30 protein-coding genes are annotated in these 25,524 nt (G+C 71.6%); 18 read left to right on the top strand and 12 right to left on the bottom strand.

What is annotated here, in order from left to right; translation table 11 throughout:
- Positions 1–39 precede the first annotated feature (39 nt).
- Positions 40–528, top strand: a complete 489-nt coding sequence (locus ACQPZA_RS28830) for an ArsI/CadI family heavy metal resistance metalloenzyme (RefSeq protein ID WP_433275288.1) — start codon at positions 40–42, stop codon at positions 526–528.
- On the opposite strand, the gene ACQPZA_RS28825 is transcribed toward ACQPZA_RS28830, so the two are convergent.
- Positions 529–1,302, bottom strand: a complete 774-nt coding sequence (locus ACQPZA_RS28825; protein ID WP_433275287.1) for a sulfite exporter TauE/SafE family protein — start codon at positions 1,300–1,302, stop codon at positions 529–531.
- 71 nt (positions 1,303–1,373) lie between these two features.
- On the opposite strand from ACQPZA_RS28825, the gene ACQPZA_RS28820 reads away from it, so the two are divergent.
- Positions 1,374–2,267 (top strand): LysR family transcriptional regulator, encoded by an 894-nt coding sequence (locus ACQPZA_RS28820; protein WP_433275286.1) that lies wholly within the window; start codon positions 1,374–1,376, stop codon positions 2,265–2,267.
- 14 nt (positions 2,268–2,281) lie between these two features.
- Positions 2,282–2,842, top strand: a complete 561-nt coding sequence (locus tag ACQPZA_RS28815; protein WP_433275285.1) for a GNAT family N-acetyltransferase — start codon at positions 2,282–2,284, stop codon at positions 2,840–2,842.
- Here the strand turns inward: ACQPZA_RS28815 and ACQPZA_RS28810 are convergent.
- Entirely contained in the window at positions 2,839–4,176 is a 1,338-nt protein-coding gene (locus tag ACQPZA_RS28810) for an MFS transporter (protein WP_433275284.1), read from the bottom strand. The genes ACQPZA_RS28815 and ACQPZA_RS28810 overlap by 4 nt on opposite strands.
- Before the next feature lie 67 nt (positions 4,177–4,243).
- Between ACQPZA_RS28810 and ACQPZA_RS28805 the strand changes: the two genes are divergently transcribed.
- The 5 genes from ACQPZA_RS28805 to ACQPZA_RS28785 all read left to right on the top strand — a co-directional run bounded on the left by ACQPZA_RS28805 (position 4,244) and on the right by ACQPZA_RS28785 (position 8,181).
- Positions 4,244–4,753 (top strand): ArsR/SmtB family transcription factor, encoded by a 510-nt coding sequence (locus tag ACQPZA_RS28805; RefSeq protein ID WP_433275283.1) that lies wholly within the window; start codon positions 4,244–4,246, stop codon positions 4,751–4,753.
- Between the two features lie 69 nt (positions 4,754–4,822).
- A complete protein-coding gene (locus tag ACQPZA_RS28800) occupies positions 4,823–5,383 on the top strand; it encodes a GrpB family protein (RefSeq protein ID WP_433275282.1) in 561 nt (186 codons plus the stop codon).
- Positions 5,384–5,502: 119 nt separating this feature from the next.
- On the top strand, positions 5,503–6,387 hold the full coding sequence (locus ACQPZA_RS28795) for a type IV toxin-antitoxin system AbiEi family antitoxin (RefSeq protein WP_433275281.1): 885 nt from the start codon (positions 5,503–5,505) through the stop codon (positions 6,385–6,387).
- A gap of 166 nt (positions 6,388–6,553) precedes the next feature.
- On the top strand, positions 6,554–7,393 hold the full coding sequence (locus ACQPZA_RS28790; RefSeq protein WP_433275280.1) for an alpha/beta hydrolase: 840 nt from the start codon (positions 6,554–6,556) through the stop codon (positions 7,391–7,393).
- Positions 7,390–8,181 carry an MBL fold metallo-hydrolase gene (locus ACQPZA_RS28785; protein ID WP_433275279.1) on the top strand — a complete coding sequence of 264 codons (792 nt, stop codon included), beginning with the start codon at positions 7,390–7,392 and terminating at the stop codon, positions 8,179–8,181. Before ACQPZA_RS28790 ends, ACQPZA_RS28785 begins: the two co-directional genes overlap by 4 nt.
- Positions 8,182–8,190: 9 nt before the next feature.
- Here ACQPZA_RS28785 and ACQPZA_RS28780 read toward each other — a convergent pair whose 3' ends face one another.
- From ACQPZA_RS28780 to ACQPZA_RS28765, 4 genes are all read right to left on the bottom strand, one after another.
- Complete coding sequence (locus ACQPZA_RS28780) at positions 8,191–9,171, bottom strand: GlxA family transcriptional regulator (protein WP_433275278.1); 981 nt, start codon at positions 9,169–9,171, stop codon at positions 8,191–8,193.
- 260 nt (positions 9,172–9,431) lie between these two features.
- Positions 9,432–9,920, bottom strand: a complete 489-nt coding sequence (locus ACQPZA_RS28775) for a DUF417 family protein (protein ID WP_433283036.1) — start codon at positions 9,918–9,920, stop codon at positions 9,432–9,434.
- Between the two features lie 376 nt (positions 9,921–10,296).
- Positions 10,297–10,914 (bottom strand): FMN reductase, encoded by a 618-nt coding sequence (locus ACQPZA_RS28770; RefSeq protein ID WP_433275277.1) that lies wholly within the window; start codon positions 10,912–10,914, stop codon positions 10,297–10,299.
- Complete coding sequence (locus tag ACQPZA_RS28765; RefSeq protein WP_433275276.1) at positions 10,911–12,035, bottom strand: LLM class flavin-dependent oxidoreductase; 1,125 nt, start codon at positions 12,033–12,035, stop codon at positions 10,911–10,913. The genes ACQPZA_RS28770 and ACQPZA_RS28765 overlap by 4 nt, the downstream gene beginning before the upstream one ends.
- A 132-nt stretch (positions 12,036–12,167) precedes the next feature.
- Here ACQPZA_RS28765 and ACQPZA_RS28760 point away from each other — a divergent pair, with 132 nt between their 5' ends.
- The 3 genes from ACQPZA_RS28760 (at position 12,168) to ACQPZA_RS28750 (ending at position 14,189) form a co-directional block, all read left to right on the top strand.
- Positions 12,168–13,016 carry a helix-turn-helix transcriptional regulator gene (locus ACQPZA_RS28760; RefSeq protein ID WP_433275275.1) on the top strand — a complete coding sequence of 283 codons (849 nt, stop codon included), beginning with the start codon at positions 12,168–12,170 and terminating at the stop codon, positions 13,014–13,016.
- A gap of 61 nt (positions 13,017–13,077) precedes the next feature.
- Positions 13,078–13,407: a nuclear transport factor 2 family protein gene (locus ACQPZA_RS28755; RefSeq protein ID WP_433275274.1), complete on the top strand. Its 330-nt coding sequence runs from the start codon at positions 13,078–13,080 to the stop codon at positions 13,405–13,407.
- On the top strand, positions 13,404–14,189 hold the full coding sequence (locus ACQPZA_RS28750; RefSeq protein ID WP_433275273.1) for an SDR family oxidoreductase: 786 nt from the start codon (positions 13,404–13,406) through the stop codon (positions 14,187–14,189). Before ACQPZA_RS28755 ends, ACQPZA_RS28750 begins: the two co-directional genes overlap by 4 nt.
- Here ACQPZA_RS28750 and ACQPZA_RS28745 read toward each other — a convergent pair.
- Positions 14,186–14,596, bottom strand: a complete 411-nt coding sequence (locus ACQPZA_RS28745) for a DoxX family protein (protein WP_433275272.1) — start codon at positions 14,594–14,596, stop codon at positions 14,186–14,188. The two genes, ACQPZA_RS28750 and ACQPZA_RS28745, sit on opposite strands and share 4 nt — an antisense overlap.
- Positions 14,597–14,694: 98 nt before the next feature.
- Here ACQPZA_RS28745 and ACQPZA_RS28740 point away from each other — a divergent pair, with 98 nt between their 5' ends.
- The 3 genes from ACQPZA_RS28740 to mdlC are packed head-to-tail and all read left to right on the top strand — an operon-like array spanning position 14,695 to position 18,398.
- A complete protein-coding gene (locus ACQPZA_RS28740) occupies positions 14,695–15,471 on the top strand; it encodes an IclR family transcriptional regulator (protein WP_433275271.1) in 777 nt (258 codons plus the stop codon).
- Positions 15,472–15,522: 51 nt separating this feature from the next.
- Complete coding sequence (locus tag ACQPZA_RS28735; RefSeq protein ID WP_433275270.1) at positions 15,523–16,788, top strand: MFS transporter; 1,266 nt, start codon at positions 15,523–15,525, stop codon at positions 16,786–16,788.
- Complete coding sequence (gene mdlC, locus ACQPZA_RS28730; protein WP_433275269.1) at positions 16,785–18,398, top strand: benzoylformate decarboxylase; 1,614 nt, start codon at positions 16,785–16,787, stop codon at positions 18,396–18,398. Before ACQPZA_RS28735 ends, mdlC begins: the two co-directional genes overlap by 4 nt.
- A gap of 7 nt (positions 18,399–18,405) precedes the next feature.
- On the opposite strand, the gene ACQPZA_RS28725 is transcribed toward mdlC, so the two are convergent.
- Complete coding sequence (locus ACQPZA_RS28725; protein WP_433275268.1) at positions 18,406–19,146, bottom strand: SDR family oxidoreductase; 741 nt, start codon at positions 19,144–19,146, stop codon at positions 18,406–18,408.
- 93 nt (positions 19,147–19,239) lie between these two features.
- On the opposite strand from ACQPZA_RS28725, the gene ACQPZA_RS28720 reads away from it, so the two are divergent.
- Positions 19,240–19,800, top strand: a complete 561-nt coding sequence (locus ACQPZA_RS28720) for a TetR/AcrR family transcriptional regulator (RefSeq protein WP_433275267.1) — start codon at positions 19,240–19,242, stop codon at positions 19,798–19,800.
- A gap of 30 nt (positions 19,801–19,830) precedes the next feature.
- Here the strand turns inward: ACQPZA_RS28720 and ACQPZA_RS28715 are convergent, their stop codons facing one another.
- From ACQPZA_RS28715 to ACQPZA_RS28700, 4 genes are all read right to left on the bottom strand, one after another.
- Positions 19,831–21,357: an MFS transporter gene (locus ACQPZA_RS28715; RefSeq protein ID WP_433275266.1), complete on the bottom strand. Its 1,527-nt coding sequence runs from the start codon at positions 21,355–21,357 to the stop codon at positions 19,831–19,833.
- A gap of 318 nt (positions 21,358–21,675) precedes the next feature.
- Positions 21,676–22,032: a hypothetical protein gene (locus ACQPZA_RS28710; RefSeq protein WP_433275265.1), complete on the bottom strand. Its 357-nt coding sequence runs from the start codon at positions 22,030–22,032 to the stop codon at positions 21,676–21,678.
- Positions 22,033–22,069: 37 nt separating this feature from the next.
- The gene (locus tag ACQPZA_RS28705) at positions 22,070–22,510 is read right to left on the bottom strand and encodes an Hsp20/alpha crystallin family protein (protein ID WP_433275264.1); all 441 of its coding nucleotides are present in this window, start codon (positions 22,508–22,510) and stop codon (positions 22,070–22,072) included.
- A 146-nt stretch (positions 22,511–22,656) separates the two neighbouring features.
- Positions 22,657–23,508, bottom strand: coding sequence for a serine protease (locus tag ACQPZA_RS28700; RefSeq protein WP_169400056.1), 852 nt, complete (start codon positions 23,506–23,508; stop codon positions 22,657–22,659).
- Between the two features lie 245 nt (positions 23,509–23,753).
- On the opposite strand from ACQPZA_RS28700, the gene ACQPZA_RS28695 reads away from it, so the two are divergent.
- From ACQPZA_RS28695 to ACQPZA_RS28685, 3 genes are all read left to right on the top strand, one after another.
- On the top strand, positions 23,754–24,410 hold the full coding sequence (locus ACQPZA_RS28695; protein WP_433275263.1) for a DedA family protein: 657 nt from the start codon (positions 23,754–23,756) through the stop codon (positions 24,408–24,410).
- A 21-nt stretch (positions 24,411–24,431) separates the two neighbouring features.
- A complete protein-coding gene (locus ACQPZA_RS28690; RefSeq protein ID WP_169400054.1) occupies positions 24,432–24,686 on the top strand; it encodes a hypothetical protein in 255 nt (84 codons plus the stop codon).
- A gap of 108 nt (positions 24,687–24,794) precedes the next feature.
- Positions 24,795–25,235, top strand: a complete 441-nt coding sequence (locus ACQPZA_RS28685; RefSeq protein ID WP_169400053.1) for a nitroreductase family deazaflavin-dependent oxidoreductase — start codon at positions 24,795–24,797, stop codon at positions 25,233–25,235.
- The last annotated feature ends 289 nt before the right edge of the window (positions 25,236–25,524 follow it).

Raw genomic sequence — 25,524 nt, 5'->3', positions numbered from 1 at the left:
AACCTCTTGTCTTGACAGACATCGAAACAAGGAGTGGTCATGTCCCGAGTCCAGCTCGCGCTGCGTGTGTCCGACCTCGACGCCTCGGTTGCCTTCTACCGCTCGCTGTTCGGCGTGGAACCGGCCAAGAGGCGCCCGGGCTACGCCAACTTCGCGATCACCGAACCGCCCCTCAAGCTCGTCCTCATCGAGGGGGAGCCCGGCCTGCCCACCGTCATGGACCACCTCGGGGTGGAGGTCGAGACGACCGACGAGGTGCACGAGGCGACGCAGCGGCTCACCGGCCTCGGCCTGTTCACCGACGTCGAGAACGACACCACCTGCTGCTACGCCCTGCAGGACAAGGTGTGGGTGCGCGGGCCCGGCCAGGAGCGGTGGGAGGTCTACACGGTGAAGGCCGACGCCCCCGACGCCACGAGCATCCACCCCGTCGGCGCGACGGCCGGCGCCGCCGGCGACTGCCAGTGCGGCGGAGCGGCGCCCGAGGTCGAGGAGACCGCGTGTTGCGCGCCGACGGCAGCGCGGTGATCAACCGCGGTTGAAATAGAGCACGGTCATCGTCACGGCGGTCGTCAGCACGATGGCGCGCAGCAGCGGGGCCGGGAGCCGGCGTGCGAGGTGGGCGCCCAGATACCCGCCGAGCAGTGCTCCGACCAACACCGCCGTGAGCGGGATCGGGTCGGCCAGGACCTCGCCCGCGATGAGGAACAACGCGGCGGCAGGCGTGTAGATGGCTGCCAATTGAGCGACGCGCATCGGATTTCCGACCGCGGCGTCCAATCCGAGGCCCACGCTCCACAATGCCAGCATCATGATGCCGACGGCGCCGCCGAAATACCCGCCGTAAACGGCCAGGACGAACTGGCCGGCGAGAACGCTGCGCGGTCCCAGGTCGAGCGGATGTCCCCATGTCGTTCGAAGCAGGCGGGACACCGGACGGCCCACGGCGAGCACGGCGGTGGCGAAGGCGAGCAGCCACGGCACCGCGACGTCGAACGTTGCCGCAGGCAGAGCCAGCAACAGGCCGGCGCCGACCCCGCCACCGAGGAGGCTCACCGACGTCAACGAGCGGTTCGTCGTGGTGCCGACCGGGACGATCTCGCCACGGTAGGCCCACGCGCTGGACAGGGCCCCGGGTAGCAGGGCGACGGTCGACGACGCGTTGGCCGTGACCGGGGGCAGGCCGGCGGAAACCAGTGCGGGCAGGGCGACAAAGGTCCCTCCGCCGCCGACGGAGTTCAATGCTCCGGACGCAATGCCAGCCAGTAGCAGAGCCCAGAAATCCGTCACGCGAGGAAGCATCGGCCGACGGTGCCCGACTCACAATGCGGAATCGGCGCAGCTGTCCTTCGGAGATCCCATAGGCTGGCCGAGTGCGGTACGACCTGGTCGATCTACGGCTCTTCCTGCACACCGTGGCGGAAGGGTCGATCACCGCCGGCGCCCGGCGGATGCACCTGAGCCTGCCCTCGGCCAGCAGCCGGATCCGTGCCCTGGAGCACCACGCCGGGGTGCCGCTGCTGGTACGCGGGCGGCGGGGAGTGCGGCCCACGCCCGCCGGAGCGGCACTCACCCGCCACGCGCGCGAGGTCCTCACCCACGCCGCACGTCTCGAGGGTGCCGTCGCCGGCTACCTCCGGCCCGAGACCGCCCCGCTGATCGTGCTGGCCGGTAGCTCGGCCATGCACCGGCTCGTGCCGCAAGCGCTGGTGTCGTTCCTGTGCGAGCACCCCGACTCGGACGTCGTCGCGTCGGAACGCCGCAGCTCGCAGATCGTCCAGATGCTCGTCGACGGGGAGGCCGATCTCGGTGTCGTGCTCGACGACGAAGCAGCCGGCTCCGGTCTCGACACCGAACCTCTCGGCGACGACTCACTGGTCGTCATCGGCCAGGCCGGCGGCGTCCTGGCCGGACGGACGGCGATGACGTTCCGTGAGGTCGCCGAACATCCCCTGGTCGGGCTCCAGTCCGACGCCCCGCTGCAGCGTTCGATCGAGGCCAACCTCGGACCTCACGCACCGGTGGCCCGGTACCGCACCCTCGTCGGCACCCTCGGCGCGGTGATCTCCCTCGCCGCCGCCGGCGTCGGGCTCGCCGTCGTCCCACGCCGCGCTCTCGACCAGGACGGCGCGCTCGATGTCTGCGACCTGCACGAGAGCTGGTCGCATCGACGCCTGTCGCTGTGCCGGGGCTCGGCGGCACGCACCTCGTCGCCCGCCGCCGGAGCGCTCGCCGACCACATCCGGCGCGCGGCCCATCACCGATGACCAGGAGGTGCCCGTTGTCCGGTCCCGTTCCCGTCCACACACGGCGGCTACGGCTGGAAGCCGTCGACCCGACGAGAACCGGCGACCTGTGGCAACTTCACCAGGACCCGGGCATCGCGGCCTGGTACGGCGGAACGTGGACCCGTGACCATGCCGCGGCGCGGGCAGCGACGATGGCGGAGTCGTGGAGTGCCGACGGCATCGGCAAGTGGATCGCCTACGACAAGGTCACCGGTGAGCTCGTCGGGCGCGGTGGTGCGTCGCGCACCACGATCGCCGGCACGGAGTACGTCGAGATCGGCTGGGCGGTCCGGGAGGCCTTCTGGGGCCAGGGGTACGCCACCGAGATCGGTCGGGCCACGCTGAGCTTCGTCGACGAGGTGCTCGGCGTCGACGAGGTGGCGGCCTACACCGAGATCCACAACCGGCGGTCGCGCGCCGTGATGGAACGGCTGGGGATGTCCTTCGTCGGGGAGGTCCGGGCCACCGGTCTCGTCGAGGGGAAGGACGGCGTGCACGAGGATGCCCCCTTCGCGCTCTACAGCATCCGCGGCAGGTCAGCCGCGCCGTCCTAGCCGTCGACGCGGTGCGTGGCGGGTTCGTCGCCGGCGTGCTCGTCGAGGTCTCGGGGCAGGTCGCGCATGCGCGCGAGCGGGCTGAGCAGCACCGGCAGCGCTCCGAGCATTTGCCCGGCCACCCCGACCCACAGTGCGGTGACCACGCCGTACCGGCTGCCGAGGACCCCGCCGAGGAACGCGCCGATCGGCATCGTCCCCCACACGACGAAGCGGACCGAGGCGTTCATGCGCCCGAGCAGCAGCCGGGGGCACAGGCGTTGCCGGAAGGAGACCTGCGCGACGTTGTAGACGACGATCCCGAGGCCGACCACGGCGGTCGACGCCGCGAGCATCGCGATCGCGGCCGGCGGCGAGTGCCCGTGGGCGAGCGGGACGAGCGCCAGCGCCGGCAGGCCTGGCAGCAGGGCGAGGGCGATGGAACGGCCCTCCCCGACCAGCGCGATCAGGGGCTCGGCGAGGAGGGCCCCGGCGAGGCCCCCGACCGCGCCGACGCTGAGCGCGAGCCCGAGCCCCGCTTCCCCCACGCCCAGGTCCCGGATCGCGTACAGCACGAGCAGTGCGTTGCTGATGCCGCCGAAGAGGTTCGACACCGCGGTGGTCGCAACGATGCGCCGCAGCAGGGGCTGGCGGAAGACGAACGCGAGCCCCTCCCCGATCTCCACGTGCAGCGCGCGGCGTCCGGTTGCGGGTGGCCGCTCCTCCCGGTGCCGGATCCGCAGCACGAAGAGGGCCGAGCCGAGGAACGACAGCGCGTCCAGCAGGATCACCAGGGGAGCGCCCAGCACGCGCACGAGCACGCCGCCGATCCCCGGCCCCGCGACCTGCGCGACGGACTGCGAGACCTGCAGCTTCGCGTTGCCCTCGCTGATGCGTGACGACGGGACGAGCGAGGGCAGGTAGCTCTGGTACGCGACGTCGAAGAACACGGTCGCGACCCCGACGATCGTGGCCACCACGAGCAGCAGCGGGAACGTGAGCACCCCGAGGAGCCACGCGAGCGGCAGCGTGAGCAAGGCGATGCCGCGCACGACGTCGCCCGCGATCAGGACGTCGCGCTTGCGCATGCGGTCGATCCACGCGCCCGCGGGTAGGCCGATGACCAGGAAGGCGAGGGTCTCGAACGTCGCGAGCAGGCCCATCTCGAACTCGTCGGCGCCCAGGACGGACACCGCCAGCAGCGGCAACGCGATCAGGCCGATCTGCGTGCCGAACTGGCTGATGGTGTCGCCGACCCACAGCTGCCGGAAGTCCCGGCCGGCCGGGTGGCCCGCGAGGCTCTTGCGGTACCAGCGGGCGACCCGGGACGCGGCGGCGGGTTCGGTGGAGCTCACGCCGGTGATCCTGGGTAACCGATTGAGAAAAGTCAATCAGTGAGAAACGGCAGCTACCGTTGTCGTCGTGGACCCCTCCGACTCCCGGCGGCGCCCCGCGACGGACGCCGAGGCGAAGGCTCTCGCGTCGTCACTGCGGTTGCGGATCCTGCGGATGTGCCTGGACGAGCCGATGACCAACGCCCAGCTGGCCGAGCGGCTGGGCCGCCCCCCGGCGAGCGTCCTGCACCACGTGCGGACGCTCCGGGCCACCGGGTTCCTCGAGGCCCTGCCCGTGCAGGAGGGCCCCCGCGGGTCGCGTCCCGTGCCGTACCGCGCCACCCGCAAGTCCTGGATGCTCGAGGAGCACCGGTCGTCGCGCCCGATGATCGAGGCGTTCCTGGAGACCACGTCCGGCGTCGGTGAGGACGAGCTCTCCGTCTCCCGCCTCGGCCTGCGGCTCGACGACGCCGGCCACGCCGAGCTCGTCCGGCGGCTCGACGACGTGCTGCAGGAGTTCGCGGCCCGGACGCCCGACCCGGGAGGACGGCCCTGGTCGGTGTTCGTCGCGGTCCACCCGGATCCCGACCGCGACTGACGTAACGGCGTTGATCGAGCGCGGGTGCCGGAGCTACGTTTGCCTGCTGCCCACCGAAAGGTTGTCCCGATGGCCGGCGAACCCCTCACCGACGACGTCCTCAGTGCCATTCTCATGCGCCCGCTGCGCCCGACCCGCGTCGTACTCGCGGAGTACGACCCCCAATGGCCCGTCCGGTTCGCCGCGCGGGCCGCGGACCTCCGCCGGATCCTCGGCGATCGGGCCCGGCTGATCGAGCACATCGGCTCCACCTCCGTGCCCGGCCTCGCCGCCAAACCGATCGTCGACATCGTCGTCGGGATCGACGACCCGGACGACGAGCCCGCCTACCTTCCCGACCTGGAGGCGGCGGGCTACGAGGTGCGCGTCCGCGAGCCCGGGCACCGCTGCCTGCGGATCGGTGAGCCCGACGAGCCGGTCAACCTGCACTGCTATCCGCCCGACGACGTCGAGACCCGCAGGTACCTGGCCTTCCGCAACCGGCTGCGCGCCAGCGACGCGGACCGCGACCTCTACGAGAGGACCAAGCGCGAGCTGGCCGAACGGGAGTGGCGCGACATCAACTACTACGCCGAGGCGAAGTGGCCCGTCATCCGCGAGATCCTCGGCCGGGCCGGGTGGGAGGAATAGGCGCCGCTCGAGATCGACGAGGTGGGGGTTTTCCGGTCCGCGCACCCCGCTGAGGTCGATCTCGCGGGCAGTTCTGCGGAACGCGCCCGCCGCGGCCCGGCCCTGGCCATCCTCGGGGCATGTCTGGTGTTCCCGGATGGCCCGTGGCGTTCCGCGGGTCGGCTGCCGTCGCCGCCGGCCTCGTCACCCGGGATCGGCTGCGCGGCCCCCGGTTCCTCCGGCTGTTCCCCGACACCTACGTCGCGGCGCCCGACACGCCGCCAGCCGACCTGACACTGCGCTCGCACGCCGCGTACCGCTACGTCGAGGGCCGCGGGGTGCTGTCGGGCTACTCCGCGGCCGAGGTGCTCGGGGCCTCCTGCGGGCCGCGCAACGCCCTGCCCGAGGTGACGGTGCCGCACCGGGGGCAGCGCACCCCGCCCGGACTGCTCGTGCGCCGCGAGCGGCTGGCGCGGGGAGAGATCCGAAACGTCGACGGGCTGGAGGTCACGAGCCCGGTGCGCACGGCCTACGACCTCGCGCGCCGCGGTGATCTCGTCGACCGCGTCGTCGCCGTCGACGCGCTGGCCAACCGGCACGGGTTCGCGCCGGACCTGCTGCTGCACTTCGCCGGCCACTACCCGGGCGCTCGGGGGAACGAGGGCATCGCCCGGGTGCTCGCACACGCCGACCGGAGGGCTGGATCACCGATGGAGTCACGGCTGCGGATGCTCATCGTGCAGGGCGGCCTCCCCCGCCCCGAAGCGCAGTGGGTGGTGCAGGACGAGCGGTCCCGCACCGCGGTGTGGCTCGACCTGGCCTACCCGGAGCGCCTGATCGGCATCGAGTACGAGGGCGCGGGGCACGCCGATGTGGGCGCGGTGCTGCGCGACGTCGGCCGCTACACCGCTCTCGTCGACAAGGGCTGGCGGATCTACCGGTACACCAAGTTCGACATCCTGCACCGCCCCGACCGCATCCTCGCGCAGCTCGCCCGGGCCCTGGACCGCGCGAGATCGACGTGAGCGGGCCTGCGTCCGCGCCCCACGCCCACCAGGTCGACCTCACCCGCTCGGCAGGCGGCCTCGGCGGGGCCTGGGGGAAATGTCCGTAAACAAGGGCGTTATGTCCTTGTTCGTCACCCTCCCGACCTCGATGCTCCTTTCAGGACTCCGTCTGGGAAGGACGACCTTGAGCAGCGACTCCACCACCGACACGATCGTGCTGATCCACGGCTTCTGGGTGACGCCCCGGAGCTGGGAGCACTGGGTCACGCGCTACGAGCAGCAGGGCTACCGCGTGATCACCCCCGCCTACCCCGGGTACGAGGTGGAGGTGGAGGCACTCAACGCCGACCCGTCGCCGATCGAGGCCGCCACCATCCCCGGGATCGTCGAGCACCTCGAGTCCGTGGTCCGCGAGCTCGACACCCCGCCCATCCTGATGGGCCACTCCGCAGGTGGCGCGTTCGTGCAGATCCTGCTCGACCACGGTTTCGGGGCCGCGGGCGTGGCGCTGAACTCGGCTCCCACCGAGGGCGTGCCGGTGGTGCCGCTCAGCCAGATCAAGGCGACGTTCCCGGTGCTGGGCAACCCGGCCAACCGGCACAAGGCCGTGGGCTACACCCACGAGCAGTGGCACTACGCGTTCACGAACACCTTCACGGAGGAGGAGTCGCGGGCGCTCTACGAGCGCTACCACATCCCCGCCTCCGGCTCGATCCTGTTCGAGTCGGCGCTGGCCAACCTGGTGCCCGGCCACCAGGGCACCTACGTCGACTACCACAACGACCAGCGCGCGCCGCTGCTGTTCGTCGCGGGCACCGAGGACCACCTGATGCCGGCGAAGATCCAGTGGTCCAACGCCAAGCACTACAAGTCCGCCACGGTCACCGAGGTGGCCGAGTTCAGCGGCAAGTGCCACTTGCTGCCCGCCCAGCAGGGCTGGGAGGAGATCGCCGACTACGCGCTGGCCTGGGCCGCCCGGCACGCGTCCGCGAGGCTCACGCAAGGAGCGGCGACCACAGCGTGACGGCCGTTCGGATCACCCACATCGGCGGTCCGACGGCGCTGATCGAGGTCGGTGGCTGGCGGCTTCTCACCGATCCGACGTTCGACGCCCCCGGCCGGAGGTACGCCTTCGGCTGGGGGACGTCGTCGCGCAAGCTCGTCGGGCCTGCCGTCGCCGTGGCCGATCTCGGGCCGATCGACGCCGTGCTGCTCAGCCACGACCACCACGGGGACAACCTGGACGACGCCGGGCGCGCGTTGCTGCCGTCGGCCGGCACGGTCCTCACCACCGTGCCCGGCGCGGGCCGCCTGGGCGGGAGTGCCCGTGGCCTGCGGGCCTGGGGCACCACGCATCTCGAGGCGCCGGGCCGCACGACGATCGAGGTCACCGCCACCCCGTGCCGGCACGGGCCGCCCGGCAGCCGCGCGATCGTCGGCGAGGTGATCGGTTTCGCCCTGCGCTGGGACGGCCAGGAGCACGGGGTGCTGTGGATCTCGGGCGACACCGTGCTCTACGACGGGGTACGGGAGGTGGCCGACCGGCTGGAGGTGGGCACCGCGCTGCTGCACCTCGGCGGGGTCCAGTTCCCCGTGACCGGGCCGGTGCGCTACTCCATGACGGCCGCGCAGGCCGTCGAGACCGTCGGGCTCGTCCGTCCGCGCACCGTCGTCCCCGTGCACTACGAGGGCTGGAAGCACTTCAGGCAGGGCCGGGACGCGGTCGAGAGGGAGTTCGAGGGGGCGCCGGAGGACCTCCGGGGCCGGGTGCGCTGGCTGCCCATCGGGGCGGGTGTCGAGATCCCGGCCTGAGGCGGGAGATCACCCGGCGCTCGTGGTCGCCACCCCCGTGGTCCGGAAGCGCTGCCGGTAGGCGTGCGGGGTGGTGCCCACCTCGCGGGTGAAGCTGCGCCGCAGCGCCTCCGTGGAGCTCAGCCCGGCCTGGCGCGCGATGGCGTCGAGGGGGGCGTCCGAGGTCTCCAGGAGCGCGCGGGCGGCCTCGACCCGCACCTGTTCGACGTACCGGGCCGGGGTCATGCCGATCTCGCGGAGGAACACCCGTGCCAGGTGCCGCTCGCTGAACCCGGCACGTTCGCTGAGCACCGACAGCCGGTGGTCGGCCGCCGGGTCCGTGACGACGGCGTCGAGGATCGCGCGCAGCGGTGACCGGGCGGGCGGCTGCGCCTGCATCCGGACGCTGAACTGGGCCTGCCCGCCAGGGCGCTGCATGAACACCACGAGGAACTGGGCGACCTGCCGGGTGAGGTCCGGGCCGTGGTCGGCCTCCACCATCGCCAGCGCGAGATCGATCCCCGCCGTCACGCCCGCGCAGGTGAAGACGTGCCCGTCGCCCACGAAGATCGGGCCACGCTCCACGGTGGTGGTGGGGAAACGCTCGGCGAGGTCGTCGAGGAACATCCAGTGCGTGGTGGCGCGCCGGCCTTCCAGCAGGCCGACCGCGCCCACCAGGAACGCGCCGGCGCAGACGGCCGCCACGCGCCGGGCCCGGGCCGCCCCGCCGTGGATCACGGCGAGGAGCGGCTCGTCCCGCATCACGCGCGCCCAGTGGGGTGTGCCGGGGATCAGGAACGTGTCGATCGGGTCGTCGAGATCGGCGAGCGACGACGTGACGCCCATCCGGAGACCGGAGGCGCTCACGGTGTCGCGCCCGTCCGGCGAGACGATGTGGACGCGGTAGGCGCCGCCGCCCGCCAGTTCACTGGCGACGTAGAACACCTCGGCGGGACCCATGAGGTCGAGGACCTGGGCCCCGTCGTAGGCGAGGAGCGCGACGGTCCGCATCCCTTGTCGTCTCCCGTTCCGTCCCGGCGTCCGGGACCCACGCCGGAAGATCGTAGGGCCGCGGTCACCGTCCCCACCAGGACTCGGACAACCCGCCGGCGCACCGATCACGCCGCCCGGCGGACCGAGGCGGATCGGCAGGGCGGAGTGCGCTGGGTGTCCCCGAACCGCTGGTCGTCACGTCCGGCGGCGGCGTAGGAGACGAGGATGGCGTCTGGTCAGCTGCAACCCGATCAAGAATGTCGATCTCTGGTATTCCGTCAATCTGGAGTAACTGGCGGTCGCCCCGCAAGAAGGGACTCACCGAGGGTCCAGACAGACGCACCGAGCAGCACCAAATCCTTGATCAGAAACTGTCCGACCGGCGATAAGGCGGGGAACCCCCCAGCCGAGGCATCACCAATGCCCGGAGTGGTGAACAAGAAGCTCAAGGTGCTGAGAAACAGCAGTATGGCGAGGCCGGAGCCGAGGGCGGACAGCCGGGGGAGCAGCAGCTTCAGAGCGATCAACACGGCCACGATGATCTCGCCGGTCCCCAGCGCATCGGAGAGGACTCTGACGGTAAGAATGCCATCCATCCAGTTCATCAACGGACTGGGTGATATATACTGTTGTATGCGCTCTGCCTCGGAACCTGTGTACTTGAGCGCCCCGATCCAGGCGACGACCACAGCGAGCCCGTACCTCAGAATCGTCGCACCAGCAGCCGAGACTCGATGCCCGATCGTGGAGTCGGATCCGACGGTCATACTCACGAGTGCACTCCTCCTCGCTTAGGCGAATGGGCGACTCAACCCTACGTTCTACGCCGAGGTCCGCTGCCTCCGGTGGCGATGCTCCCGTCTTACAGATCTCTGACGAATCCTGGCGAGCCGGGAACGGCTGCCACTTCAGCCGGAGAGGCCGCACGTCTGGGCAATTCGAGATCCTGCACATAGCTACCGGAACAATGCACGTATACGCGCTTCACGTGTGATGTTCGTGATGAAGCAACGCACCTCCGGCAACGACGTCGTCGCACACGCCGCCCTCCCCGTCTCCACCTGCCAAATGCTGTACCTGCGCATGGACGGCCACGGTTCCACGCCTCGATGCTGCGTGCTCCCGATCATCGCGAGCCGGGGATCACGATCCGTTCAGCAGCTGCTCGAACGGGGTCGGCTCCAGGAACGGGTCCGCCGCCTTCTGCGCGGGACGGGCGGCGACGAGGTCGGCCAGCTCCCCGGCGGCCCGGGCGATCCGCTGGTCCAGCGACTGCGCCGTCCGGTCGCCTGCGCCCCAGTCCTCGGGCGCCGAGAACACCGACGTCGGCACCACCAACGCGCGCAGGTAGGCGAACAGCGGGCGCACGGCGTGTTCCAGTACGAGCGAGTGGCGGCCGGTGCCGCCGGTGGCGGCGATGAGCGCCGGCTTCCCGGCCAGCGACTCGGGCTCGAGCACGTCGAAGAACAGCTTGAACAGGCCGTTGTAGGACGCGGAGAACGTCGGCGTGACGGCGATGAGGCCGTCCGCGTCCGTCACGGACCTCAGCGCCGCCGCCAACGACGGACCCGGGAACCCGGTGAGCACGTTGTCGACGAGCTCGTGGCCGTGGTCGCGCAGCTCGATCACGTCGACGTCCGCGTCGACCGCGCGCTCGCGCAGGGCCGACGCCGTGGCGGCGGCGAGCCGGTCGGCGAGCAGCCGGGTGGAGGACGGGACGCTGACCCCGGCGCTCACCACGGCAATCTTGCGGCTGGTCATGCCACGACCTCCTCGTTCTCGTTCTCGCTGACCTCGTGGTCGCTGCCGGACTCGGCCGCGGCCAGCAGGCTGGCGTGCGTCGGGGCGTCCGGGACGTGGGCGGGCTTCAGCGCCGCGAACTCACGGCGCAGCACCGGCACGACCTCCTCACCCAGGATGTCCAGCTGCTCCAGCACCGTCTTGAGCGGCAGCCCGGCGTGGTCCATGAGGAACAGCTGACGCTGGTAGTCGCCTGCCATCTCCCGGAAGGAGAGCGTCTTCTCGATCACCTGCTGCGGGCTGCCCACCGTGAGCGCCGTCAGGTCCGTGAAGTCCTCGAGCGACGGGCCGTGGCCGTAGACGGGGGCGTTGTCGAAGTACGGGCGGAACTCACGCACGGCGTCCTGCGAGTTCTTCCGCATGAACACCTGGCCGCCGAGCCCGACGATCGCCTGGTCGGCCGCACCGTGGCCGTAGTGCTCGAAGCGCGTGCGGTACAGCTCCACCATCCGCTGCACGTGCTCCTTGTTCCAGAAGATGTTGTTGTGGAAGAAGCCGTCGCCGTAGTAGGCCGCCTGCTCGGCGATCTCGGGGCTGCGGATCGAGGCGTGCCAGACGAACGGGGGCACGCCGTCGAGCGGTCGCGGGGTCGAGGTGAAGCTCTGCAGTGGCGTGCGGAACCGGCCCTCCCAGTCGACCACGTCCTCGCGCCACAACCTGCGCAGCAGCGCGTAGTTCTCCACGGCCAGCGCGATGCCGTTGCGGATGTCCTGGCCGAACCACGGGTAGACGGGACCGGTGTTGCCGCGCCCCATCATGAGGTCCACCCGGCCGTCCGCGAGGTGCTGCAGCATCGCGTAGTCCTCGGCGATCTTCACCGGGTCGTTCGTGGTGATCAGCGTGGTCCCCGTCGACAGTTCCAGCCGCTTCGTGCGTGCGGCGACGAAGCCGAGCAGCGTCGTCGGTGACGACGGCACGAACGGCGGGTTGTGGTGCTCACCGGTGGCGAACACGTCCAGCCCGACCTCTTCGGCCTTCAGGGCGATCGTGACCATCGCCTTGATCCGCTCCGCCTCGGTGGGCGTGCGGCCGTTCGTCGGGTCGGGCGTGACGTCGCCGACCGAGAAGATGCCGAGCTGCATGTCTCGCCTCCAGTTGTTGCGTGTGCAATTAGTACGGTGGATGGAACGCGGACGGGGTGCCGGATATGCCCGGCGCAGGCTAGGACTCGCTCTCCGTGGCACGGGGCCGGGAAAGCGGTGATGCTCGGAGCCATGAACCGCCGCGAGCTCGCCGACTTCCTGCGTCGCCGCCGGGAGCAGCTGCGCCCGGCGGACGTCGGGCTCACGGCGGGTTCGCGGCGGCGCACGCCGGGCCTGCGCCGGGAGGAGGTCGCGCAGCTGGCGGGGGTGTCGGCCGACTACTGCATGCGGCTGGAACAGCAGCGCAGCTCGCAGCCCTCCACCCAGGTGGTCGCGGCGCTGGCCCGCGCATTGCGGCTCACCGACGACGAGCGCGACCACCTCTACGTACTGGCCGGTCATCAGGCGCCCACCGGCCGGCTCGCGGGCGACCACGTCCGGCCCGGGCTGATGCACCTGCTCGACGCGCTGCCCGCCACGCCCGCGCAGATCCTCGGCGACCTCGGTGACCTCCTCGCCCAGAACGAGATGGCCCGGTACCTGTTCGGGGAGGTCTGCTCGGAGCGGGAGGAGTCCCGCAACGTGGTGGTGCGGTGGTTCACCGACCCCCGGGTGCGCGCGGCGCACCCGCAGGACGAGCACGAGTACCTCAGCCGGGTGCACGTGGCCGACCTGCGTGCCGCCGTCGCCCGCCGCGGCGACGACGCCGGGGCCGCCGGGCTCGTCCGGCGGCTCCGCACCGCAAGCGCGGAGTTCGCGACCCTGTGGGACCGGCACGAGGTCGCCGTCCGGAGGCGGAGCCGCATGCGGGTGCTGCATCCGCAGATCGGGCTGGTCGAGCTCGACAGCGAGACCCTGCTGACGCCCGCCGAGGACCAGCGCGTGCTCGTCTTCACCCCACCACCGGGTAGTGACACCGCCGAGAAGCTCAGCCTGCTGCGCGTCATCGGCGACCAGGACCTCACCACCACCGGCGACTGACCGCCGGGACGCCTCGGCGTCGACACCTAACACAGGACTGCACACGAACCGGGAGACACCCATGTCCGACGACATCCCCGCGGCCGTCGCCGCCTACCTCGAGGCGAAGGACGGCGACGACGCCGGCGCGGCCCTCGCCAGCTTCGCCCCCGACGCGGTCGTGCACGACGAGGGCCGCGACCACATCGGAACCGACGCGATCCGCGCCTGGAGCGACTCGATCTCGGCCACCTACGAGCTCACCCGCACCGTGCTCGGGACGCGCCGCAGCGGCGCTGCCACCCTGGTGCGGATCCGAGTCGACGGGAACTTCCCGGGCAGCCCCGTGGAGCTGCACCAGCACTTCACCGTCTCCGAGGGCCGGATCACCGCCCTCACGATCTGCCCGTGAGCGCCGTGATGGGTGAGCTCGACGGCCGCAGAGCCGTGGTCACCGGCGGCACCCGCGGCGGTATCGGGGCCGCGATCTCCGCCCGGCTCACCGCCGCGGGCGCCACCGTGATCACCACCGCCCGGTCCACGCCCGCCGACCTGCCGGACCCTGAGCTGTTCGTGGCCGCCGACGTCAGCACACCGGAGGGGGTGGACCGCGTGGCGCGCGCGGCCCTTGACCGGCTGGGCGGCGTGGACATCGTCGTCCACGTCGTCGGGGGGTCCCGCCAGGAGCCCGGCGGCGTGCTCGCCCTCTCCGACGACGACTGGCAGCACGAGTTCGCCGTCAACCTGTTCTCCGCCGTGCGGCTCGACCGCGCCCTGCTCCCGTCGATGATCGAGCAGGGCAGGGGGGCGGTCGTCCACGTCACCTCGGTCCAGCGGCGGGTGCCGCTCCCCACGACCGTGCCGTATGCGGCGGCCAAGTCCGCGTTGACGAGCTACAGCAAGAACCTCGCCGGCCAGATGGCCCCGAAGGGGATCCGGGTCAACACCGTCTCGCCCGGGTTCGTCGAGACGGCGGGGGCGAGCGGGATGGTCAGCGCGCTGGCGGCCGCGGACGGCGTCGACGAGGACACCGCGCGCCGGAAGATCATGGACTCGATCGGCGGCATCCCGCTCGGCCGCCCGGCCCGGCCGGAGGAGGTGGCCGAGCTCGTCACCTTCCTCGTCTCGGACCGGGCCTCGTCGATCGTCGGTGCGGAGCACGTCATCGACGGCGGAAGCACGCGGACGATCTAGGGTCGGGCAATCTCGAGGACCCGCGCGAACTGCTCGCGGCGCCCCCACGCCACCGCGGCGAGCAGGACGAAGAGGATCGCGGGCGTCAGCACCATGGCGGGCGCGTCGAGCACCACAGCCTGGGTGAAGGCGGCCCCGACCATGAGGCCCATGAGCCCGAGCGCCGCCGGTGCGGCCAGCCATGGGGTCAGGAGCCCGATCCCGCCGGCCAGCTCCAGGACGCCGACCAGGTAGCGGAACCACTGGCCTGCTCCGATCCGGGTGAAGATGTCCACCGCGTACGCCTCGCCGAAGAACTTCGGCATCGCGGAGCCGATCACGAGGAAGAGACCGATCAGGATCTGGACGCCCCACAGGATGCGGTGGGAGACGCGGCCGGTGGAGGCTGTGCGTGTGGTGGAGGACATGAGATCTTCCTTCGGGTGAGGGAGGCGGACGTACGGCGGTAGGACCGCCCCCCGGCGCGGAACTCATCGGCGTGCCGACGGACGGGGAGGGAGTGGCGATGGGGGACTCCCGCCGGGGCAGGTCCGTGCTGGGCCGCGCGCTCGCCGTGCTCGGGTCGTTCTCCGACGAGCGCCCGGAGCAGACGCTCGGGGAGATCGCAGCGGCCACCGGGCTGGCCTCCGCCACCACGCACCGGCTCGTCGCGGAGCTCGTGGAGTGGGGCGTGCTGGAGCGGCCCGCGCGTGGCCGGTACCGGATCGGCATCCGGTTGTGGCAGCTCGGCTCCCTCGCCCCCGTGGCCCGCGACCTGCGCGACTCCGCGCTGCCCGCCCTGCAGGACCTCGCCGCGGTCACGGGGCAGGTCGTCCACCTCGTCGTCCTCGACGATCACGAGGCGCTCTTCGTCGAGCGGCTCGCCGGGCACACCGACGTGCCGGTGCGGTCGCGGGTGGGCCGCCGGCTGCCGCTGCACGCCAGCGGGCCCGGCAAGGTGCTGCTGGCGCACGCCCCGGCCGAGTTCGTCGACGAGTTCCTGGCGCGGAAGCTGCCCCGGACGGCCGCAGGCACCATCACCGACCCCGGCCGGCTCAGACGGGCTCTCGCCGACATCCGGAGCACCGGCTACTGCCTGTCCCGCGACGAGATGACCGACGGCGCGTCGTCCGTCGCGGCGCCGATCGTCGGGCCGTCCGGGGACGTCGTCGCGAGCCTGTCCGTGGTGGTGCCCAGCAGCACGGAGAACCTGCAACTGCTGGTGCCGGCGGTGCGGGTCACGGCGGCCGCGGTGACCCGGGCGCTCGGCCCCCGTTCTCCACTGGGCGGGAAGAGGCGCTGACGGGCGCGGACCTGCCGCCCATACTCCCGCCCAACGGAGAAAGGTGGGGTCATGTCCGCGGATTCAACGGTGAACCCGACGAACCCTCGTGCGCGCCGGGACGGCTGGGTGGCGCCCCTGTGCTGGTCGGCCGTGGCCCTCGAAGGCTTCGACCTGGTGGTGCTGGGCGTGGTGCTGCCGCCCCTGCTGCGCTATCCCGACTGGGGGCTCACACCTGGCACCGCGTCGCTGATCTCGGTGGTCGGGCTGCTCGGTGTGATGGTCGGAGCGCTCGCCATCGGTCCCGTCACGGACATCATCGGGCGGCGCCGGACGATGCTGCTCACCGTCATCGGCTTCTCCGTCCTCACGCTGCTGTGCGCGTTCGCCCCGAACCCGTGGGTCTTCGGGCTCCTGCGCTTCCTCGCCGGCCTCGGGCTCGGCGGCGTGCTGCCCGTCGCGCTCGCGCTGGTCAACGAGTACGCCCGCCAGGGCCGCAGCGGCAGTGCCACCACCACGCTGATGACCGGCTACCACGCCGGCGCGGTCCTGACCGCCCTGCTGGGCATCGTCGTGATCCCGGCCTGGGGGTGGCGCCCGATGTTCGTGCTCGGGGCGCTGCCTGCGCTGGTGCTCGTGCCGTTGCTGCTGCGGTACCTGCCCGAGTCGGAGTCGTTCCTGCGCGAGCGGGCCACCGGCGTCACCGCGAGCGGTGCGGGCGAGCGCAACCCGGTGACGATCCTGTTCCGGGGCGGGTACCTGCGCGCCACGCTCGCGTTCTGGGTGACGTCGTTCATGGGGTTGCTGCTGGTCTACGGGCTGAACACGTGGCTGCCGGAGATCATGCGGTCGGCCGGGTACGAGCTCGGTGCCGCGCTGGCGCTGCTCCTCGTGCTCAACGTCGGCGCGGTGGCGGGCCTGCTCGTCGCCGGGCAGGTGGCCAACCGGATCGGCACCCGCCGCTCGGCCATCGCCTGGTTCAGCGCCGCCGCGCTGTTCCTGGCCCTGCTCAGCGTGCGGCTGCCCGGCGTCGGGGTGTACATCAGCGTGCTGCTCGCAGGGGTGTTCGTGTTCAGCGCCCAGGTGCTGGTCTACGCCTACGTGAGCCAGCTCTACCCGGCGGCGGCCCGCGGCACGGCGCTGGGCGCCGCCAGCGGGGTGGGCAGGCTCGGTGCGATCTCCGGCCCGTTGATCGGTGGCGCGCTGCTCAGCGCCGGCCTCGCCTACCCGTGGGGCTTCTACATCTTCGCCGCGGCGGCGGCCATCGGCGCGGTCTCCGTGGCCGTCGTGGCCCGCACCGGTGAACCCGCCTCCGTCGAGAAGGCGACCACCGGATGAGCGGCCCCACCCGGACGGTCCGCGACGCGACGTTCGACGTCCTGCGCCGCCACGGCCTGACCACGATCTTCGCCAACCCCGGCTCCACCGAGGTGGCCTTCCTGACCGACCTGCCCGACGACGTCGACTTCGTCCTCGCGCTGCACGAGGGCTCGGTCGTCGGCATCGCCACGGGCTGGGCCACCGCCATGGACCGGCCCGCTCTCGTCAACCTGCACACGACGGCGGGCCTGGGCAACGCGGTCGGCGCGCTGGCGACCGCACGGGTCAACCGCGTGCCGCTGGTGGTGATCGTGGGCCAGCAGGACCGCCGCCACCTCGCGCTGCAGCCGTTCCTGGCCGGAGACCTGGAGGGGCTGGCCGGGCGGTACCCGGTCTGGGTCACGACACCGGCCCGTCCGCAGGACGTGCCGGGCGCGGTGGCCCGGGCCTGGCACGAGGCGCGCGACGACCGGGGTCCGGCGCTCGTCATCGTGCCGAGCGACGACTGGGCGGCTCCCGCGGACGACACCCCCGTGCCCGCGCCGGTGGTGCTGCACCGCGCGTCGGCCGTGGAGCCCGCTGCCGTCGACGCACTCGCCGGCCTGCTGGCCGGGGCGGTCTCCCCGGCGCTGGTCGTGGGCGCGGACGCCGACGACCCCGCGACGTGGGCCGCCCTCGTCGCCCTCGCCGAGCGGCTGCAGTGTCCGGTCTGGCAGGAGTCGTTCGCGGCCCGGGCAGGGTTCCCGCAGGACCACCCGCAGTTCGCCGGGCACCTCCCGGCCGGCCGGGGGCGCCTGCGGCAGGCGCTCGCGGGCCACGACGTCGTGCTCGTCGTCGGCGCGCCGGTGTTCCGGCAGTACCCGTTCGAGGCCGGCCCGCTGGTCGAGGACGGCACGACGGTCGCGCTGGTCACCGACGACGTCGAGGACGCGCACCACAGCCCCGTCGACCTCGCCGTGGTGGCGGCTCCGGCGCCGGTCTGCCGGCTGCTCGCCGACCGGGTGCCACAACGCCCGCCGGCCACGACCCGTTCGGAGCGGCCGTCGCCGCCGTTGCCTCCGCAGGAGGGTGAGCCGCTGCGCGCCGCCCACGTGATGGCGGCGCTGGCGCAGCGGCTCCGGTCCGAGACGGTCGTGGTCGAGGAGACCCCGTCCAGCCGCCCCGACCTGCACCGGTTGCTGCCCGCCCGGCGCCCGCTGGGGTTCCTCAGCGCGGCGATGGGCGGGCTCGGGTTCGCGATGCCCGCGGCGATCGGTGTGCGCATGGCCCGGCCGGACGGTCCGGTGGTCGCCGTGGTGGGCGACGGGTCCTCGCTCTACGGCATCCAGTCGCTGTGGAGCGCAGCCCACTACGGCTGCGGCGTGCTGTTCGTCGTGCTCGCCAACGGCCGTTACGCCGTGATGGACCGGCTGGCCGAGCAGCATGGCGGTGGCAAGGCGCCGTGGCCTGCGTTCGAGGAGGTCAGCGTCCACGGGTTGGCGCTGGCGCTGGGCTGCCCGGCCCGGCGCGTGGACACCTACGACGACCTCGTCGAGGCCCTGGACGCCGTGGTGCCGACCCTCGCCGATCGGCGCGAACCCCTGCTCCTCGAGGTGGCGGTGACCCCGGAGCTCACGTTCCAGCCCTAGGGCATCCTCAGCCCTGCCGGGCAGGCCGGATGGTCATGTCCCCGATCTCCACGTCATCGGGCTGCTCGATGGCGAACGCGATGGCTCGCGCCACGGCGTCGGGGCTGATGCCGAGCGTCGCCATGGCGTGCTGGGCCTGTTCTCGCGTCTCGGGGTCGTCGATGTGGTCGACGAGTTCGGTGTGCACGTATCCCGGCGAGATGGAGGTCGTGCGGATAACGCCGTCGGTCGACTCCTGGCGCAGAGCTTCCAGCAGCGTCCGCACGGCGTTCTTGGTACCCGCGTAGACGGCTTGGGTCGGGACGATCTTGAGGCCCGACGTGGACACGGTGGTGACGAAGTGCCCGTGGCCCTGGCTGCGGAACACCGGCAGCGCGGCGGCGATGCCGTGGAGGACACCGCGCAGGTTGACGTCGATCATCGCGTCCCAGTCGTCGACGTCGAGGGCTGCCATGGGGGCGATCCGGGCGACTCCGGCGTTGGCCACCAGGACGTCGAGGCGTCCGAACCGGGTCACGGCCAGCGCGACCAGTCGCTCGAGATCGGCGCGCCCGGTGACGTCGACGTCCAGCATCTCCGCGCGGCCACCCTCGGTCCGGATCCGCGCCACGAGCGCGTCGAGCCGGTCGGTGCGCCGGGCGCCCAGCACGACAGCCGCGCCACGGGTCGCCAGCTCCAGTGCGGTGGCCGCCCCGATACCGCTGCTGGCTCCGGTGATGGCGACGACCTTGCTGTCCAGTCTGCTCATCGATGTGCCTCCTCTAAGCTGACAGTTGTCCGGTTACGGGTCGCACGGTACCGGACAACTGTCCGCTTCAGTGAGCGGGAAGGGAGGGACGTCGTGGCGGGTCGTGAGCGCCGTTCCGACGCCGTCGCCAACCGCGACCGCATTGTCGAGGTTGCGCGGGCCGAACTGAGCCGGTCCAACGGCGCGGCCGCCGACCTGAAGCTGCACGGGGTCGCCAAGTCGGCGGGTGTCGGACAGGGCACCCTCTATCGGCACTTCCCGACCCGGGAGCACCTGCTGGCGGAGGTGTACCGGTACGAGCTGACCCAGCTCGTCGACGCCGTGGCGCCGCTGCTGGCGGAACATCCCCCGCTTCGGGCGCTGACCTGCTGGCTGCAGCGGCTGGTCGAGTACGCGCGGGTCAAGCGTGGTGTCATGGCGGCGATCGAGGCATCGGCGTGGCGCGACGTCTACGTCGACCAGCACCACCGGCTCGACGAAGCGCTCGGGACGTTGCTCGATCGGGGACGAGCCGCCGGTCAGGTGCGCGACGGGGTTGATGCCGCTGACGTCATCCTTCTCCTGGGTGCCTTGTCACGTATCCCCGAGACGGAGTGGGACACGCGGGCGCAGACGATCGTGACGGTCGTCGTCGACGGTCTGCGCCCTCGTTGAGAGCACGACAGGCACGGCGGTCGTAGGTGCTCAGGCGCGCTTCCCCGAGGAGGCCAGCGGCGAGTCGACGGTGTCGAGGTCGCGCCCGCGGGTCTCCGGGGAGAGCAGCGTGGTGATCACCGAGACCACGACCAGGGCGATCACCCACCAGGTGAACGCCGCCGGGGCGTGGTGCGCGGAGGCGTAGGCCTGGAGGTAGGGCGCGGTGCCCCCGAACGCGGCCACGGCCAGGGCGTAGGGAAGGCCGAAGCCCAAGGCACGCACACCGGTGGGAAACATCTCCGCGAACAGGGCCGGCGCGATCGAGACGGTGCCGGCCACCAGGATCAGCGCGATGCTCATCGCCACCAGGAGCTGCCACGCCTGGCCCTGGATCAGCGCCTGCAAGGGGAAGGAGAGCATCGCGAGCAGCACCCAGCTGATCAGCAGGACCGGGCGGCGTCCGATCCGGTCCGACAGGGCCCCCCACAGCGGCAGTACCGCGATGAACACCACGGTTGCCACCGAACCGGCCCAGAGAGCGCCGGCCGCGTCCGTGCCGCGTTGTCCGATCGCCAAGGTCGGTGCCGCCACCGACCACGAGTAGAACGTGATGGTGCCGCCTCCGGTCAGGCCGATCACCCGCAGCAGAACGGAGGGACGCGCGACGAACTGCTGCCATGTCGCACTTTCCCGGCGGCCTGTGGTGCGGGGGGCGGGGGCTCGCGCGAAAACCGGGGTCTCTGCCAGTCGCTTCCGCATGACCACCGCGAACACGCCGAGAATGCCGCCGAACAAGAACGGGACACGCCACCCGAAGGCCAGCAGGTCTGCGTGACTGAGCAGGGCTGCGAGAAGTGCTCCCAGTACTGTGCCGAACAGCGTGCCCAGTGAGCCTGAGAAGTAGATGAGGCTGGACCAGAGTCCGCGCCGGGGCGCCGGGGAGACCTCCACGAGGTAGGTCTGCGCGGACGGCAGTTCGCCGCCTTGGGCCAGCCCCTGGATGAGCCTGGCCAGCAGCAGCACGACCGGCGCGGCGACGCCGATCGTGGCGGCGGTCGGCGTGATGCCGATGATCAGGCTTCCGGCTGCGGCCACGGCGACGGCGAGCGTCATCGCCGGCTGCCGTCCGATCCGGTCGGCCATCCAGCCGAAGAGAAGGCCCCCGAAGGGGCGTGCGACGAATCCGACCGCGAACACGGCCAGTGTGCTCAGTAGGTCGGTGTCGGCATTTCCGCTCGTGAAGAACTGGGAGGAGAAGAACACGGAAAACGTCGTGTAGATGCTCCAGTCGTACCATTCGATTGCGTTTCCGATGCCGATCGCAGCCAGCAGGCCACGTCGGCCGGGCATCGAGCCCGGGTGCTCCCCGGATGCCGTCACAGGACGGTCACCTGCACTTTTGTTGCGGTCACCGGACTCGGCACGACGATCCCCCCAGGGTCGGTCATGGATATCCGAGCCTAGCTGCCGCGCCCTGTAATGAAAGGTGACTATCGTCGCTTCATCATCTGCCGATAATGAACGTTGGTCCAGTTCTGGTCGGTTCTGGAAATTCGCGGACGGGGAGAGGGTCAACTTCGTACACTGTACGCGGTGCCCTTCGACGGTCGAACCGGACGACGAGGACAATCGAGGGGATGGCCCAGCTGGCCCAGCACCCGCAGCGCCGACCGTCGCGCAGGTCACCGGGCGGCCGGGTACGACGTTCGCCGAGCCGACGCGTTCCGCTGACGGCCGCTGCACCGCGGGCCCGGGCGTGCGGCCCGGCGCCGGTCACCGTCGCTGTCGCCGATAAGGCGTGAGGCGGGCTCGCTCAGGGGAGTCGAGGAGCGCGGTCGCCTGCAGGACTCGTGATGCGGTGATGGGCGCGGGGCCGCAACGCGTCTTCGGTTGTCAGGTCGTCCGAGTGATCACCTCCTGTCGGCGCAGGGCCGGCGCCGTCGGTGCTGTCGCCGTGGGGAACCCGTCATCAGGTGGTGTCCGGAAGGGCGGCCCACGCTGCCGGGCCCGGATGTCCCGCGCGGGACCGCCCTCCGGGGTGGGGTCGGGGGGCGGCGGCGGGCCGTCCGCGTCCAGTGGTGCGACGGCGGCTGTGACGGCTGCCGCCCGCCGGGGCGGCAGCCGCCGCAGCTGCCCGGCGGCGTCCGGGAAGTTCGCGGCGATGATCGCGTCGAACTCCGCCCGCAGTGCCCCGCGGTCCATGCGGAGCGCCTCGACGGGTGTCCGTTCCATCAGGTGCTGGTTCGTCATGCCCGTGCCTCCCGGGGCAACCGGGTGATCGCTGCGGTCAGGCGTTGATCTGCTTCTGTTCGCTCTCGACGTCGGCGATCGCGATCTTGCGGGGCTTGGCCTGCTCCGCCACAGGGATCCGCAGCGTCAGCACGCCCGCCTCGTAGGTCGCGTCGATGTGGTCGGCATCGAGGGTGTCGCCGAGGAACAGCTGGCGGGAGAACACCCCGAGCGGGCGCTCTGCCACCTGGAACTCGACGTGCTCGCCGCCGGCGGCCGGGCGTCGTTCGGCCTTCACGGTGAGGACGTTGCGCTCGACGTCGAGGTCGATCGCGTCGGGGGACACCCCGGGAAGGTCGAAGGCCACCACGAACTGGTCACCGGCGCGGTAGGCGTCCATCGGCATCGCCGTGGGACGCGACCAGGTGCCCGGGGCGTTGCCGAACACCTGCTGGGTCAGGCGGTCCAGCTCCCGGAAGGGGTCGGTACGCATCAGCATCGCTCGCCACTCCTCTCCTGCTCGACACTGAAGCTGCGATGCGTCCGGAGCGGTGAGGAGGGCCTCGACCGCTCCGATAGCTACAACGATAACTACAGATTTCCTTCGATGCAAGATGGGGATGTCATCGATCGGGCGATCCAGGATCAGCTCCGGGGCGGAGTGAACGGCTTCGTTCCCGCCATGAGAGAGACCCGCCCGATGCCGCCGTAGCGGTTGGCGTAGTTCAGGGCCATCGCGAGGTCGGTGACGCCGTTGGTGCCGGTGCCGTCGAGGAACTGCGTGCTGAGCACGCCGAACGCCCTGCCCTCCCCGTCGAGGTAGCCGCTGCCGGAGTCACCGGGGCGCCCCGGCGGGACGGTGTCGACGCGGTGGGCGCGCCCGCCGCCGCTCTCGCTGACGGCCTTGCCCTCCTTGACCACCGTGCCGCCGTTGTTCGGCTGGTAGCTGAACACCGGCTCCCCGTTGGCCGTGCCGTTGGTGTCCAGCGCGGTGGGGCCGCCGAGGATCGGCACGCTCGGGTCGACCGCCGCAGCCGTGGCGGAGTCGAGCTGGACGAGGGCGAAGTCGTTGTAGAGGCACAGCGACTGGTTCGTCTCGCCGCGTTCCTTCATCGTGGCCCAGGAGCTGTACGCGAGCCGGCCGGTGCCGGTGGCGCCCCCTCGGCCCTCGATGCGGACGGTGGTGCCGAGCGGGAGCGTCTGCTCCTGGCAGCCGCTCAGGTCAGTGGACGCGCCTGCGCTCGCACAGTGGGCGGCGTAGCCGAGGTAGGTCTTCCCGCCACCGGAGAAGGCGAAGGCGGCCGTGCAGGCGTTGGCACTCTCGTCGTCGATCGGGCTGATCATCAGGGCGCCGGGCGAGATGGTGCCCTCGCCGGCCTGGGTGGGAGCCGGTGCGGCCGGGGCGGCGACGGCGACAGCTGCCGGGCCTGCCAGTGCCAGCAGCGCGGCGACCACCATCACGGCGACGGCGCGGAGCGCCGTACGTCGTCGATCCATGGGAGCCTCCTCGTGAGCGTCCGCCCCGGTACGTCGAACTCTATGTGGCGGCGCGCGGGAAGAACGTGCGCGACGGAGTGGTTGCGGACGGAGCAACGACGAGCTCGGACGGTGGGGACAACCTCCGTCCGGGTCATCCGGGTACCACCACTGGTTGCCCGCCGTCCATCTGTCACTCTGGGAGGAGCTCCCCAGATGTGGGCCTCGCGCCTGCGTACGACCGCACCCGAGAGGACCCGCCCATCGTGCTGGAAGTCGTGGCCGTCTGCGATGCGATCCTGCACAGCCCCTGGTTGTTGCCCGTGCTCGTGGTCCTGATCGCCATCGACGGGCCCTTTCCGGTGCTGCCCAGCGAGACGCTGCTGATGAGCGCGGCCTCCGTGGCGTTCGGCACGCACAACGCGCTGGCGGTGACCGGCCTGTTCGTGGCCGCTCTGATCGGCTCGGTCGCGGGCGACTTCCTGGTCTTCGGTCTCGGCCGTTCCTCGCACCGGGTGCTGGCCCGCGCCACTGAGTGCGAGGGTGGACTGTCGTCGTGGGTCCGCCGCCACCTGCTGCTGCGGCCCGGCACCGTGCTGGTGGGGGCCCGGTTCGTGCCGGGCGGGCGGCTGGTGAGCACGGCGGCCGCCGGCCGCTTCGGGCTGGACGTGCCCCGCTTCCTCGTCGGGTCGGTGGCCAGCTCCGCGGCGTGGAGCGTCTACATGCTGCTGATCGGGCTGCTGCTCGGCCCGATCACCGGGGGCAGCCCGCTGCTGAGCCTGCTCGCCGGTGCGGTGATGGCCGTCCTGACGGCGGGGCTGTTCGCACTGGTGCAGCGCGTCCGGGCCTACCGGGCGCGCCGGGCGCTCGCGGCCGCGCAGCACCCCACCGAGTCGCCGTTGGTGCTGGTCGCGCCCCGCTGATCAGCGCCATACTCCGGCCCCATGGGTGAAGAACGGTGGGTGGCCGAGGTCGGCACCGACAACGCGCGCTGGCTCGCCACCGAGAGCCGCACCGCGCGGCTCGCGTCCGAGTACCGGCCCCGCGAGGTCGGCGAGGGTCGCGTCGAGTTCTCCGCACGCGCCCTCGGGGCTTCTCGTGAGCTCGGCGAGGAGGAGGACGGGTTCATCACCGACGACGGCGACGGCCTGCGGGTCTGGATCGGGGACGACGCGTTCGACCTGCTGCTCGTCGAGTAGCGAGATCGCCGGACCCGAACGAGAGCGGTGCTCTTGACGCTGCCGACCACACCTGGTTCACTGCTCGTGAACGAGAGCGCTGCTCTCGAATTGACGAGGAGAGCCACCATGACCAGTGCCCGCAACATCCGTGCCGCCCGGGGCACCGCCGTCTTCAACAGCATCGTCGGCCGGCTCACCGGTCTCGGCCTGAGTGTCTTCGGCTCCCGGTTGCTCGCCGTCCGCGGCCGGAAGAGCGGCGAGTGGCGAACCACTCCGGTCAACCCGCTCGTGCACGAGGGTGTGCGGTACCTGGTGGCCCCGCGCGGGCACACGCAGTGGGTACGCAACCTCCGGGTCGCCGGAGGGGGAGAGCTGCGGCTCGGCCGACGGGTGGAGGCGTTCACCGCCACCGAGCTCGTCGACGCCGACAAGCCCCCCGTGCTGCGGGAGTACCTGCGGCGGTGGAAGTTCGAGGTCGGAGTGTTCTTCGACGGCGTCGATGCCTCGGCGAGCGATGAGCAGCTGCTCGCGATCGCTCCGGGGTACCCGGTGTTCCGGCTGCTCTGACCCGGGGGATCAACCGGTGCCGGCGGAGGCTCCCCATTGTCCGCCGGCCCCGGTCACTCGGAACAACGGCTGACACTTCGTCTGGTTTCGGTCGATCCGTACTCTCCGTCGAGTGGGGGAACACGATCTGTGATCGGCGTACCCCTCTTGCCGCCGGGAAGCGGTGCAGTTGCGCGTTCGGCGGCACGTGGAATGCGCCGAATGGGCGAGTCGCGGCGGGGAGTGCGCTGACCACACTCCGGAGGTAACCGCTGTGGCGTCGGCGCCCATGGTCGACCGGTCCCGTGCT

It is taken from the genome of Pseudonocardia xinjiangensis, assembly GCF_050948425.1.
Classification (GTDB): domain Bacteria; phylum Actinomycetota; class Actinomycetes; order Mycobacteriales; family Pseudonocardiaceae; genus Pseudonocardia; species Pseudonocardia xinjiangensis.
This window is presented reverse-complemented; position numbering and strand designations above follow the sequence as displayed.